The organism is Streptomyces sp. NPDC093109, assembly GCF_040701725.1.
GTDB lineage: Bacteria > Actinomycetota > Actinomycetes > Streptomycetales > Streptomycetaceae > Streptomyces.
In genome coordinates, this window is the sequence record NZ_JBFBEZ010000054.1 from 16265 (window position 1) to 28442 (window position 12178).

Sequence of the window (12178 nt, forward strand, 5' to 3'; positions counted from 1 at the left end):
ACGTCTGACGCGGAGCCTGACACTGCGGCGCCGTCACCCGACGCGCCGCAGTCCTGCTTAGCGCGCTCGCGCCGAGGGAACAGCCATGGGCGTGACCCAACGCATCGAGGACTACGCACTCATCGGCGATCTCCAGACCGCCGCCCTGGTCGGCAGGAACGGCTCCATCGACTGGCTGTGCCTTCCTCGCTTCGACTCCGCCGCCTGCTTCGCCGCGCTGCTCGGCACCGAGGACAACGGCCACTGGCGGCTCGCCCCCACCGGTGCCGCGCACTGCACCCGGCGCGGCTATCTGGGTGACTCGCTCGTGCTGGAGTCCGTGTGGGAGACCCGGACCGGCACCGTCAAGGTCACCGACTTCATGCCGCAGCGCGATGTCGCCCCCGAGATCATGCGGATCGTCGAGGGCGTCAGCGGCCGGGTCGAGATGAGCGCCACCCTGCGGCTGCGCTTCGACTTCGGATCCGTCGTGCCGTGGATGCGGCGCTCCCAGGGCCACCGGGTGGCGGTCGCCGGGCCCGACTCCGTCTGGCTGCGCAGCGAGCCCCAGGTCAAGACGTGGGGGCAGCACTACAGCACCTGCTCGTCGTTCACCGTCGAGACGGGCGAGAAGGTCGCCTTCGTCCTCACCTGGCACCCCTCGCACCGGCCCCGCCCGCCACTCGTCGATCCGTACAAGTCGCTGGAGCGGAGCCTGAAGGACTGGCACAAGTGGTCGGCGCGCTGCCGCTACGAGGGGCCGCACCGCGACGCCGTGATGCGCTCCCTCATCACCCTCAAGGCGCTCACCTACGGCCCAACGGGCGGCATCGTCGCCGCGCCCACCACCTCGCTGCCCGAGGAGCTGGGCGGGGTGCGGAACTGGGACTACCGCTACTGCTGGCTGCGCGACTCCACCCTGGCGCTGGGGGCGCTGGTCTCCGCCGGCTATCTGACCGAGGCGGCGGCCTGGCGGGACTGGCTGCTGCGCGCCGTCGCCGGGGATCCGGCCGACCTCCAGATCATGTACGGGCTCGGCGGCGAGCGGCGGCTGCCGGAGAGCGAGCTGCCGTGGCTGGCCGGGTACGCGCGCTCCTCCCCGGTCCGGACCGGCAACGACGCCGTCAAACAGCTCCAGCTGGACGTGTACGGCGAGGTGATGGACACCCTCGACCTCGCGCGGACGGCCGGTCTCGCGCCCAAGCCGCACGCGTGGAGCATCCAGCTCAGCCTGCTGGGCTTCCTGGAGTCGAAGTGGCGCGAGCCGGACGAGGGGCTGTGGGAGATCCGGGGGCCGCGCCGGCACTTCACACACTCCAAGGTGATGGTGTGGGTCGCCGCCGACCGGGCCGTACGGACGCTGGAGGCCGATCCGACGCTCAGCGGCGACGTCGGGCGGTGGCGGGCGATGCGGGACGCCGTGCACCGTGAGGTGTGCGAGAAGGCGTACGACCCGGTGCGCAACACCTTCACGCAGTCGTACGGCTCCACCGAGCTGGACGCGGCGACGCTGCTCATCCCCCGGGTCGGCTTCCTGCCGCCGGACGATCCCCGGGTGATCGGCACGGTCGACGCGGTACGGGCGGAGCTGGGCCACGACGGGCTCGTCCGCCGCTACAGCACCTCGCCGGGGTACGGGGTGGACGGGCTGCCGGGCCGTGAGGGAACGTTTCTGGTGTGCTCCTTCTGGCTCGCGGACGCGCTCTACGCGACGGGCCGGCCGGCCGAGGCGGCGGAGCTCTTCCACCGGCTGCTCTCGCTCCGCAACGACGTGGGGCTGCTCTCCGAGGAGTACGACCCGGTGGCCGGGCGGCAACTGGGCAACTACCCGCAGGCGTTCAGCCATATCGGGCTGGTCGTGACCGCCCTCACCCTGGCCGGCCATGCGCTGGCCGGCGACGGCACGGCAGGATAGCTCCATGGATCTTGGACTGAAGGACCGTGTGTACATCGTCACCGGCGCCTCGCGCGGGCTGGGCCGCGCGGCGGCTCAGGCGCTCGCCGCGGACGGCGCGAAGGTCGTCGTCTCCGGCCGCGACGAGAAGAGCGTCGCCAAGGCCGTGGCGGAACTCGGCCCGGGCGCCCACGGGGTGAGCGCCGACAACGCCGACCCGGCCGCCGCGGGCCGCCTTGTCGACGCCGCCCGCGAGCACTTCGGCCGCCTCGACGGCATCCTCATCAGCGTCGGCGGGCCCGCGCCCGGCACGGCCGAGTCGAACACCGACGAGCAGTGGCAGTCGGCGTTCGAGTCGGTGTTCCTCGGCGCGGTACGGCTGGCCCGCGCGGCGGTGGCCGAACTGGGCGAGGGCGGCGTCATCGGCTTCGTACTCTCCGGCTCCGTCCACGAACCCATCGGGGGCCTGACCATCTCCAACGGGCTGCGCCCCGGGCTGGCCGGCTTCGCGAAGTCCCTGGCCGACGAGGTCGGCCCGCGCGGCATCCGGGTGGTCGGCCTGCTGCCGTCCCGGATCGACACCGACCGGGTGCGGGAGCTGGACGCGCTGTCCGGCGACCCGGTGGCGGCGCGGGCGGCCAACGAGGCCCGGATCCCGCTGCGGCGCTACGGCACCCCGGAGGAGTTCGGCGCGACGGCCGCGTTCCTGCTCTCCCCGGCGGCCTCGTATCTGACGGGTCTGATGATCCCGGTCGACGGCGGCACCCGCCGGGGCTTCTGACCGCCCGCCCCGTCAGCTGACGCGTTCCGCCCGGTGCCGCGCCGCCCGCAGCCGTACCTCCGCCGGGAGGGACGCCAGCCCCGCCGAGTCACGGGCCCGCGCCAGCGCCTCCCCGGTGAGGCGGTGCAGGACGTCACGCGGCGCCGCGTGCGGCTCCAGCAGCAGCCGTACGCGGGCGCCGGGGCCGGTGCGGCGGCCCGTCAGCCGTACGTCGGCACGCGCCACCCCGTCCATGGACTCCGCGTCGTCCGCCAGAGCGCTCTCCAGCGCCCGGCCGCGCAGTACGGCGCCCTCGCCGTCACCGCTGTCGATCAGCACCTCCGCCGCCCTGGCCCGCCGGAACTGCGACAGCAGCCACCACAGGGCCAGGACGACCACGACCGCGAGCACGGCGATGACGACCGGCCACCACCAGCCGTCGCCGCGCCACCGCTCCCGGTTCGCCCGCGTCAGCAGCACGTCGTGCGGCCCGCCGTACGGCCACCAGGAGGGCACCGCCCAGCCAAGCCCCCGCGCCAGCACCACCCCGCCCGCGCAGAGCAGGATCAGGCCGATGAGGGCCAGCAGTACACGGTTGACCAGCCGGACCATCGCGTCATCCCTTCCTGGCGGGCCTGCGGACACGCACCGTCAGCGCGGGCCTTCTGTCGAGGCCGAGTTCGCCGACACCGTCGCCGAGCACCCGGTCCAGATCGGCCCGTACGTCGTCCAGCGCGCGGAAGTGGGACAGCACCCGCACCCGTACCCTCGACCGCCGCATCCGCACCCGCGCGGAGCGCACCCCGGAGACCTCCATCGCCCGGTCGCGCAGGGCGAGTTCGGCGGCCTCCCGGTCGAGTCCGGCCCGGACATGGACGAACTCCCGCCGCATGGGCAGCAGTCGGCGCAGCCCCGGGGTGAGGGCGAGGAACAGCAGCCACAGCCCGAGGGCCATGGCGAGGGCCGCGGCGGCCAGCACCCACGCCCGGTCGAGCGGCTGGTCGGCGAGCCGGCGGGCGAGCTGCCTGCGCCACGACATCGCCTCGTGCCCCGCCCTGACCGCCGCGATGTCGTACAGCAGCAGCCCGGAGGCACCGAGCACGATCAGCGAAACCACGGTGCCGGGGATCCGGCGGGCCGACCAGAAGCGGGTGGCGCGGGCGGCCGGGCCGTCGTCGTACTCCGCGAGGGTCGGTACGGGCTCCCGGTACGGGGCGTCCGCCGGATCCAGCGCGGCGGTGCCCGCGCGCTCCCGCCCCACGCTCTCCCGCCCCTCGGGCGCGGGTTCGCTCACCGGAGCCTCCCCCGCGCGGCGGTCCCGGACTGCGCGGTGTGCAGCCGTTCGACCCGCACGACCACCTCGGGCACCTCCATGTCCGCCAACGTCCTCACCCGGTGCTCCACCTGGCTGCGCACCGCGCCGCACTGCGCCCCGATGTCCGACGGATAGTCCAGCTCGACGCCGACCTGTACGCGCGCGGTGCCGTGGTGCACCGTGACGGTCGCGTGCGGCGGACGACCGTCCTCCGGCACACTGCCGAGCGCCTCCCGCGCGGCCCGCGCGGCGATCTTCGCGACGACCCGGTCGGCGATCGTCGTCGCCCCCCTGTCGGCCGCCGTCACCCGGTCACCTGCCACCCGCCGTCACCGCCGCCGGTCGTCGCGGTCGCGCGTACGGAAGAGATCGCCCGGCTCCAGATCCCCGTCCACGAACCTGCCCACCACGAACCCGACCACGCCCAGCGCGGCCACCAGCACAAAGGCTCCGAAGCCGCCGAAGTACCCGGCGAACCCGAGCGCCATCCCGGCCAACAGGCCGACCACCGCCATGCTCATGCTGTGCTCCTCTTCGGCTGAACGACCCGGTCACGTACGGCCGTTACTGAAGCCGGGAATCCGGCTCGTCGTCATCTTCCTCGTCGGGCAGCTTGACGTCACTGACCGCGATGTTGACTTCCACCACTTCGAGGCCCGTCATGCGCTCGACCGCCGCGATGACGTTCTCCCGTACAGCGGCGGCGACTTCGGTGATCGAGACGCCGTAGTCGACCACGATCTCCAGATCGAGCGCCGTCTGCACCTCGCCGACCTCGGCCTTGACGCCCCGGCTCACGGACTTGCCACTGCCACCGCCGGGCACCCGGTCGCGCACGGCCCCGAAGGTACGGGAGATCCCGCTGCCCAGGGCATGCACACCGAGCACATCGCGGGCCGCGAGACCGGCGATCTTCTCGACCACGCCGTCGGCGATGGTGGTACGGCCACGCGTGGCCGGGTCGCCACCGCCACGCTTGGTGACGGGGCTGGCGCCGCCGGCTCCTCCGGAGGGGGCGGACTGGTTGCGGGGTGCGGTGTCGGTCATCGCGATTCATCCCTTTCCGGGGCGGTGGGGGACTTCGCTGCCCACATTAGGTGCGACACCTGCGGGTCGCCTCCCGACGGTTTCGCCTCCCGGCGGGGGGCCGTGGTCTGTGGTGGTACTGGGGTGCGGCCGGTGTGGCCATGTGCCGGGGGCCGGGGCACTCCGGAGGCGCATCCCCGGATGCACGATTTACGCCGCGTGCGGGCCGGTTCTCTGTCCGCGGGTGCGTTCAGCGGCACAAATCGCGCTTTACATCCGGGGACGTCACCTCCTGCGACCCCGGCCCCCTCCCGCCGGTGGACGGCCGGCGCGCGACCGTTCTGGGCCGGGTTCGGCGTCAGGCGCAGCCCTCGGAGATCTCCTGGAAGTTTTCGTAGTGGTCGTGGGTGTACCAGACGGCGTGGGTGGCCGGGTCGCGCACGAGGCGTTCGGCGTCGCGGCGCTGGCCGCGCGGGCGGGGGTTGACGTCGTACTCGCGGTACTCGTCGGCGCTCGGGAGGTCACCACTGCGATTGCCGTAGACGTTGCTGCCGCGGATGACGAGGGAGGTGTTGAGGACCGGGTAGTCGGTAGGACGGCCGGCCTTCGGCCAGTCGAGTTCCTTCCAGATCGCGCAGGCTTCCTTCACCTGGCTGGGGAAGTACTCGACGGGCAGCGGGGGCTCGATGACATCGGCAGTGGCCGAGGGCGTCAGAGAGACGGTCAGGGCCGACAGGAAGAGGGCGGCGACAGCCGCGCGGCGTACACCGCGGAAGGTGGTCATTCCCGGCCAACGCCGACACGGACCGCCGGACACGCCCCGACGGGCGGCATCACCCGGCCGGGTGGTAGGTACGCCGGCCGACCACCGGCGGGAGGGGGCCGGGGTCGCAGGAGGTGACGTCCCCGGATGTAAGACCGACCGGCAAATGGGGGGTGGGTGAAGGAGCGGGGCTGGGTGCGTGTGGCTGCAAGGCGGAGGATTGAGTCAACGCGGAGCGTTGGTGAGTGACGACAACGCCGCAGACGCGCGTGCCCAGCCCCGTGACGCCGCCCCCCATTTGCCGGTCGGTCTAAAGCGCGATTTGTGCCGCTGAACGCACCCGCGCTCAAAGAACCCAGCCGCACGCGGCGTAAATCGTGCATCCGGGGATGCGCCTCCGGAGTGCCCCGGCCCCCGGCACCGGAACCAACCGGCCGCACCCGCAACGCACCGCCAAGGCCAAGGCCCCTAGCCGGGAGGCGCCCCCGCCAAGTCGCGCAGACGCCTCGCCTGCGCCCCCCGTTCCGCCACCCGCTGCGTCTCGAACGTGCGCGACGTCGCGCCCTGGAGAAGCGCCTTCGTTTCGATGAGGGCGTCGCGCGGCGCCGCCAGCAGCGCCGTCGTCAGGTCGCGTACGGCGGCGTCCAGGTCCTCCGCCGGTACGGCGAGGTTGGCGAGGCCGGTGCGTTCGGCCTCTTCGGCCTGGACGTAGCGGCCCGTCGCGCAGATTTCCAGCGCGCGGGCGTAGCCGACGAGTGCCACGAGGGGGTGGCTGCCGGTGAGGTCGGGGACCAGGCCGAGGCTGGTCTCGCGCATGGCGAACTGGACGTCGGACGCGACGATCCGGAGGTCGCAGGCGAGGGCCAGCTGGAAGCCGGCCCCGATGGCGTGCCCCTGGACGGCCGCGATCGACACGAGGTCGGGGCGGCGCAGCCAGACGAAGCCGTCCTGGTAGGCGGCGATGGTCGCGTCGAGGTCTTCGTCGGACCCCTGGGCGAGGTCCATGAAGGACGGCTCCCCGTCGAACCCCTCGGGGGTGAACGCCTGCCGGTCGAGCCCCGCGGAGAAGGATTTTCCTTCCGCGCGCAGCACCACGACCCGCACGCTGCCCGGCAGTGACCTGCCGGCTTCTGTCAACGCCCGCCACAGAGCGGGAGACTGAGCGTTGCGCTTCGCCGGGTTGGTCAGTGTCACCGTGGCAACCGCGTCCTCGACGGTGAGCCGTACGCCGTCCTTGTCGAGCACTGGTTCGAGCGAAGTCATGGGGTGCCTCCGGTTCGGGCAGTCGGACTCAGCTTGCTAAGTGACTGCACAGTAACCACCTGGGCGATCGACAGATCGACCCGGGTGGCCACCCGAACCGGTGGCCTCCGGAGGGAACCGTGTCCGGCCGTCAGGCCGACGCGGCCTTCTTGCCTCGCGTAGCCCCGCCGCGTCCCCGCAGCGTGACCCCGGACTCGCTGAGCATGCGGTGGACGAATCCGTAGGAGCGGCCGGTTTCCTCGGCCAGCGCCCGGATGCTCGCACCGCTGTCGTACTTCTTCTTCAGGTCTGCCGCGAGCTTGTCGCGCGCGGCGCCGGTTACCCGGCTGCCCTTCTTCAGAGTCTCGGCCACCCGTGCCTCCTCATGGGAAGTGCGCTCTGGACTTCTCATGATCACCCCTCGCGGCCGTCCTGGCCACCCATTCGGCAAGGTCAGTACGGAGAGCTTGCGCCGGCTACCGCGTTCGAACACGAACGGAGCCGCGCGTTCCAGACGTGACGAGAGACACATCCGTCCGACGCGTCGAACGAAGGACCAGGTCAGCACGGGTGCGAGAGGGGAAAGGCCGGATGATGGGGTGACCCGTCGGATCGGTCACGCACCACACCGGTGGTACGAGACGCACTCACTCAGATGAAGGATCACTGCTGAGCCGAATGATCCATACGGGGTGGATCAGGCCAGGGCGACCAGATCGGCGTAGTCCGCGCCCCAGAGGTCCTCGACCCCGTCCGGCAGCAGGATGATCCGCTCGGGCTCCAGCGCGTGGACGGCGCCCTCGTCGTGCGTGACGAGGATGACGGCGCCCTTGTACGTGCGCAGCGCGCCGAGGATCTCCTCGCGGCTGGCCGGGTCGAGGTTGTTCGTGGGCTCGTCGAGCAGGAGCACGTTGGCGGAGGAGACGACCAGGGTGGCCAGCGCCAGCCGGGTCTTCTCGCCGCCGGAGAGCACGCCGGCCGGCTTGTCCACGTCGTCGCCGGAGAAGAGGAAGGAGCCGAGCGTCTTCCGTACGTCGACGAGATCGAGGTCCGGGGCCGAGGAGCGCATGTTCTCCAGGACGGAGCGCTCCGGGTCGAGGGTCTCGTGCTCCTGGGCGTAGTAGCCGAGCTTGAGTCCGTGGCCGGGGGTCACCTGGCCGGTGTCCGGCTTCTCGACCCCGGCGAGCAGCCGGAGCAGGGTGGTCTTGCCGGCGCCGTTGAGGCCGAGGATGACGACCCGGGAGCCCTTGTCGATGGCGAGATCGACATCGGTGAAGATCTCCAGCGAGCCGTACGACTTGGAGAGGCCCTCGGCGGTCAGGGGGGTACGGCCGCAGGGCGCGGGCTCGGGGAAGCGGAGCTTGGCGACCTTGTCGGACTGGCGTACCTGCTCCAGGCCGGAGAGCAGCCGCTCGGCGCGGCGGGCCATGTTCTGCGCGGCGACGGTCTTGGTGGCCTTGGCGCGCATCTTGTCGGCCTGGGAGTTCAGCGACGCGGCCTTCTTCTCGGCGTTGGCTCGCTCGCGCTTGCGGCGCTTCTCGTCGGACTCGCGCTGCTGCTGGTAGAGCTTCCAGCCCATGTTGTAGACGTCGATCTGGGAGCGGTTGGCGTCGAGGTAGAAGACCTTGTTGACGACGGTCTCGACGAGGTCGACATCGTGGGAGATCACGATGAAGCCGCCGCGGTACGTCTTGAGGTAGTCGCGCAGCCAGACGATCGAGTCCGCGTCGAGGTGGTTGGTGGGCTCGTCGAGGAGCAGGGTGTCGGCGTCCGAGAAGAGGATGCGGGCCAGCTCGACCCGGCGGCGCTGACCGCCGGAGAGCGTGTGGAGGGGCTGTCCGAGCACCCGGTCGGGCAGGCCGAGCGCGGCGGCGATGGTGGCGGCCTCGGCCTCGGCGGCGTATCCGCCCTTGGTGAGGAACTCCGTCTCCAGGCGCTCGTACTTCTTCATCGCCTTCTCGCGGGTGGCGCCCTGTCCGTTCGCCATCCGCTCCTCGTTCTCGCGCATCTTGCGCAGGACGGAGTCGAGGTCGCGGGCGGAGAGGATGCGGTCGCGGGCGAGGACGTCGAGGTCGCCGGTGCGCGGGTCCTGCGGCAGATAGCCGACCTCGCCGGAGCGGGTGATGGTGCCGGCGGCCGGCATGCCCTCGCCGGCGAGGCACTTGGTGAGGGTGGTCTTGCCGGCGCCGTTGCGGCCGACGAGACCGATGCGGTCGCCCCGGGCGATACGGAAAGAGGCGGACTCGATGAGGATGCGGGCTCCGGCGCGCAGCTCGACGCCGGTTGCGGTGATCACGGAAAGACTCCAGGGCGGTATGGACGGCGGAAGAGGGCGGGCGGAGGGATTCTTCGACGCCGGCTAATGCACAAGGAGAAATGCCATAGAGGCAGTCTACCGGGCGCCGCAACCGCTTTACCCGGCCGGTACGGGGGCGGCGGGCGCGGACGGCGGGCGCGGGCGGTGGGCGCGGACGGTACGCGGGCGGTACGCGGGGTGGCGGCGCGTGCGCCGGTATTCTGCGCGCGCCGACGGACCGCTGTGGCCGTCGGGGAGCGGAGAGTGGTGGCACATGCGGTTCGATGACGACGCCGAGCTGGACACGTCGGAGGTCCAGGACGAGCGCGGCGGCGGGATCCCCGGCGGGGCGACCACGGTCGGGGGCGGCATCGTGGGGATCGTCGTGCTGCTCGTCGGCCTCTACTTCGGGGTCAGCCCGGAGAAGCTCGGGCTGTCGTCGGGCGGCTCCGCCTCCCCCTCGTCCGGTGCCACGGGCGTCAGTGGGGTCGAGGAGAACTGCAGGACCGGCAAGGACGCCAACGAGCGGGAGGACTGCCGGATCCTCGCGGTGGTCAACAGCGTCCAGACGTACTGGCGGGCGGAGTACGCGCGGACCGGTGAGCGCTACACGGACGCGGACACGAAGTTCTTCACCGGCCGCGTGAACACCGCCTGCGGCGCGGCCACCTCGGCGGTCGGGCCCTTCTACTGCCCGGCCGACAAGATGGCGTATCTGGATCTCGGCTTCTTCGAGGAGCTGAAGACGAAGTTCGGGGCGAGCGGCGGGCCGTTCGCGCAGGCGTACGTGGTGGCGCACGAGTACGGGCACCACGTGCAGAACCTCAAGGGGACGCTGGCGCGGGCGCACGACGGCAAGCAGGGCCCGGACAGCAACGCGGTGAAGGTGGAGCTGCAGGCGGACTGCTACGCGGGCGTCTGGGCCCGGCACGCGACGACCACGCCGTCCGAGCGGACGGGGCGCCCGCTGCTGACGAGCCTCACCGACGAGGACATCCAGGACGGGCTGGACGCGGCGGCGGCCGTGGGTGACGACCGGATCCAGGAGAAGTTCCAGGGCAAGGTCACCCCGGAGTCCTGGACGCACGGCTCGGCGGCGCAGCGTCAGCAGTGGTTCCACACCGGCTACGACTCGGGTGACGTGGCGCGCTGCGACACGTTCGCCTGAGGCGGGCGGCAGCGGCGGCTCCGGACACCGGCGGGTGGTCCGGGGCCGCCGCGGGCGTCAGGAGCCGCCGGTGTGGACCTGGAAGGCCGCCCGGCGGACGGCCTTGGCGAGCGCCGGGTCCGGGTGGGCGGCGGCGAGGGCGACCAGGACCTGGACCGTACGGGGGTGGCCGATGGCCCTGACCTCGGCGAGCAGGGTGGGCACATTGCCCTGCACGGCGGATTCCAGATGGCGTACGAGCAGATCGCTCTCGCCGTGGTCGGCGACGGCCGCCGCGGTGTCCACCCAGAGCCAGGTCGACTCCTCGCGGGTCAGCACCTCGGAGGCGTCGTCGGGGTCGGCGCCCTCGTACTCGGCCAGCCAGAGCAGGGCGTAGGGGCGCAGGGAGGGTTCGGCCGCCGCCGCCCGTACCTCGCCCTCGGCGGGCGCGCCGACGACGCGCAGCGCCTCGAAGGCGAGGCCGCGCAGGAGCGCGTCCTCACCGCGGGCGACGGCGAGGAGTTCGGTGACTGCGCTGCCGACGGTACGGGCGGCGAGCCAGGCCCGGTACTCGGCGCGGGCCGGTCCCGGGGTGAGGCGGGCGCAGCCGCGCAGCATGTGCTGGGCGGACTGTTCGATATTGCCCGCCGGGCTCTGGGCGGCGACGCAGATCTGCTCCAGCTTGACCCAGACCGCCCAGTTGCCGAGCGGGGTGAGAGTGGCCTGCCCCTCCCCCAGGGTCAGCGCGCCGACGGCGGCCAGGCCCTCCAGGGCCCAGTCGAGCAGCGGCGGCAGCAGGGCCTCGTCCACGGGTTCCGGGGCGGGCGGCGCGGCGGCCGGGTCGGGGAGCGGGTCGGGGTGCGGCCCGTAGGGGACCTCGCAGCGCTCCCCGTGGAGTTCGGCGACGCGCTGCTGGAGCAGGTCGAGCAGGGCCGGTACGAGGACGGGCCCGGCCGAGAGCTGGAGCAGCGAGAGCACCTGGGGGACGGCCTCGACGACCTCCGCGACGGTGGCAGGCGCGACGTCCTCGGGTGCCGGGTGGACCAGCGACCAGGCGTCGAAGAGGGCGACCCAGCCGCGCTGGACGGCGCTGTCGTCCCGGTCCCACGCCTGGAGGCGCCAGCCGGGGCGTACGGCATCGCCGTGCAGCTCGACGAGTCCGGCCAGTCTGGCCCGGTCCCAGCCCGCGCCGACCTGGAGCGGGGTCAGCTCCAGCGCGGCGGCTGCCCGGTCCCGCGCGGCGCCGGTGAGCGGGCCCGCTCCGGGGTCCCGGTCGGCGGCGGCCCAGCGGGCGACCCGTACGGCGTCGGCGAGGACCGCCCTCGCCTGGCGGGCCAGCTCCGCCGGGGGCGGAGTGCCCTCGGGCGGGCGGGGTGCCGGCCGGTTGCGCCCATCGGTCACGGCCCGTCGGGCCGTGGTCAACGGCCGCGCGCGGACAAGTCGGAGTCTGGAGTTGCGCGCCAATTGCTCATCAGGCTTTCGGGACGTCACGGGGGCAGTCTTCCCGGTGACCGCCCGAAAGCCCAAACGGAACCCGCCGCGGCACTTCCGGGCCGGCGCGCGGGGCCCTTCCGGCGGGGGACACACGGGTACGGAAGGGGAGGAAGGGGGCCCGGGACGGCCGCCAGCAGGGCTTTCGTGCCGGCCGGCCGTCATAGGGGCCGCATAAGCGGATACACCGGGAGATACGGCGGGCGGTACAGCGTGCGCTACATCGGGAGGTACCGCACGGGGTGTACCGGGAGCCGCCCCGGGG

Annotated in this window: 13 protein-coding genes; 3 read left to right on the forward strand and 10 right to left on the reverse strand. The window is 72.7% G+C overall.

All coding sequences use genetic code 11. The features are described 5' to 3' along the window. Nucleotides 1–91 precede the first annotated feature (91 nt). Together AB0389_RS33510 and AB0389_RS33515 are read left to right on the forward strand one after the other, a co-directional pair. Nucleotides 92–1894: a glycoside hydrolase family 15 protein gene (locus tag AB0389_RS33510; RefSeq protein WP_366399347.1), complete on the forward strand. Its 1803-nt coding sequence runs from the start codon at nt 92–94 to the stop codon at nt 1892–1894. A gap of 4 nt (nt 1895–1898) precedes the next feature. Beyond that, on the forward strand, nt 1899–2654 hold the full coding sequence (locus AB0389_RS33515; RefSeq protein ID WP_366399322.1) for an SDR family oxidoreductase: 756 nt from the start codon (nt 1899–1901) through the stop codon (nt 2652–2654). 12 nt (nt 2655–2666) lie between these two features. On the opposite strand, the gene amaP is transcribed toward AB0389_RS33515, so the two are convergent. The 9 genes from amaP to AB0389_RS33560 form a co-directional block, all read right to left on the reverse strand. Next, on the reverse strand, nt 2667–3245 hold the full coding sequence (amaP, locus tag AB0389_RS33520) for an alkaline shock response membrane anchor protein AmaP (RefSeq protein WP_366399323.1): 579 nt from the start codon (nt 3243–3245) through the stop codon (nt 2667–2669). Between the two features lie 4 nt (nt 3246–3249). Next, nucleotides 3250–3927: a DUF6286 domain-containing protein gene (locus AB0389_RS33525; RefSeq protein WP_366399324.1), complete on the reverse strand. Its 678-nt coding sequence runs from the start codon at nt 3925–3927 to the stop codon at nt 3250–3252. Continuing rightward, nucleotides 3924–4256 (reverse strand): hypothetical protein, encoded by a 333-nt coding sequence (locus AB0389_RS33530; RefSeq protein WP_366399325.1) that lies wholly within the window; start codon nt 4254–4256, stop codon nt 3924–3926. Before AB0389_RS33530 ends, AB0389_RS33525 begins: the two co-directional genes overlap by 4 nt. A gap of 21 nt (nt 4257–4277) precedes the next feature. Next, nucleotides 4278–4469 (reverse strand): hypothetical protein, encoded by a 192-nt coding sequence (locus AB0389_RS33535; RefSeq protein WP_114658549.1) that lies wholly within the window; start codon nt 4467–4469, stop codon nt 4278–4280. Nucleotides 4470–4512: 43 nt separating this feature from the next. Continuing rightward, the gene (locus AB0389_RS33540; RefSeq protein ID WP_366399326.1) at nt 4513–4995 is read right to left on the reverse strand and encodes an Asp23/Gls24 family envelope stress response protein; all 483 of its coding nucleotides are present in this window, start codon (nt 4993–4995) and stop codon (nt 4513–4515) included. A 337-nt stretch (nt 4996–5332) separates the two neighbouring features. Continuing rightward, nucleotides 5333–5758 carry a ribonuclease domain-containing protein gene (locus AB0389_RS33545; RefSeq protein ID WP_366399327.1) on the reverse strand — a complete coding sequence of 142 codons (426 nt, stop codon included), beginning with the start codon at nt 5756–5758 and terminating at the stop codon, nt 5333–5335. 447 nt (nt 5759–6205) lie between these two features. Next, a complete protein-coding gene (locus AB0389_RS33550) occupies nt 6206–7000 on the reverse strand; it encodes an enoyl-CoA hydratase/isomerase family protein (protein ID WP_366399328.1) in 795 nt (264 codons plus the stop codon). 130 nt (nt 7001–7130) lie between these two features. Further along, the gene (locus AB0389_RS33555) at nt 7131–7352 is read right to left on the reverse strand and encodes a helix-turn-helix domain-containing protein (protein ID WP_006123601.1); all 222 of its coding nucleotides are present in this window, start codon (nt 7350–7352) and stop codon (nt 7131–7133) included. A 324-nt stretch (nt 7353–7676) separates the two neighbouring features. After that, entirely contained in the window at nt 7677–9275 is a 1599-nt protein-coding gene (locus AB0389_RS33560) for an ABC-F family ATP-binding cassette domain-containing protein (RefSeq protein WP_366399329.1), read from the reverse strand. 274 nt (nt 9276–9549) lie between these two features. On the opposite strand from AB0389_RS33560, the gene AB0389_RS33565 reads away from it, so the two are divergent. Next, entirely contained in the window at nt 9550–10443 is an 894-nt protein-coding gene (locus AB0389_RS33565; protein ID WP_366399330.1) for a neutral zinc metallopeptidase, read from the forward strand. Nucleotides 10444–10500: 57 nt separating this feature from the next. Here AB0389_RS33565 and AB0389_RS33570 read toward each other — a convergent pair whose 3' ends face one another. Continuing rightward, entirely contained in the window at nt 10501–11823 is a 1323-nt protein-coding gene (locus tag AB0389_RS33570; RefSeq protein ID WP_366399331.1) for a hypothetical protein, read from the reverse strand. Nucleotides 11824–12178 lie beyond the last annotated feature (355 nt).

What these genes read in the sequence shown, in the direction of transcription:
- amaP (WP_366399323.1), bottom strand. Translation starts at nt 3,245, where the DNA reads ATGGTCCGGCTGGTCAACCGTGTACTGCTGGCCCTCATCGGCCTGATC.
- AB0389_RS33540 (WP_366399326.1), bottom strand. Translation starts at nt 4,995, where the DNA reads ATGACCGACACCGCACCCCGCAACCAGTCCGCCCCCTCCGGAGGAGCC.
- AB0389_RS33545 (WP_366399327.1), bottom strand. Translation starts at nt 5,758, where the DNA reads ATGACCACCTTCCGCGGTGTACGCCGCGCGGCTGTCGCCGCCCTCTTC.
- AB0389_RS33535 (WP_114658549.1), bottom strand. Translation starts at nt 4,469, where the DNA reads ATGAGCATGGCGGTGGTCGGCCTGTTGGCCGGGATGGCGCTCGGGTTC.
- AB0389_RS33550 (WP_366399328.1), bottom strand. Translation starts at nt 7,000, where the DNA reads ATGACTTCGCTCGAACCAGTGCTCGACAAGGACGGCGTACGGCTCACC.
- AB0389_RS33565 (WP_366399330.1), top strand. Translation starts at nt 9,550, where the DNA reads ATGCGGTTCGATGACGACGCCGAGCTGGACACGTCGGAGGTCCAGGAC.
- AB0389_RS33515 (WP_366399322.1), top strand. Translation starts at nt 1,899, where the DNA reads ATGGATCTTGGACTGAAGGACCGTGTGTACATCGTCACCGGCGCCTCG.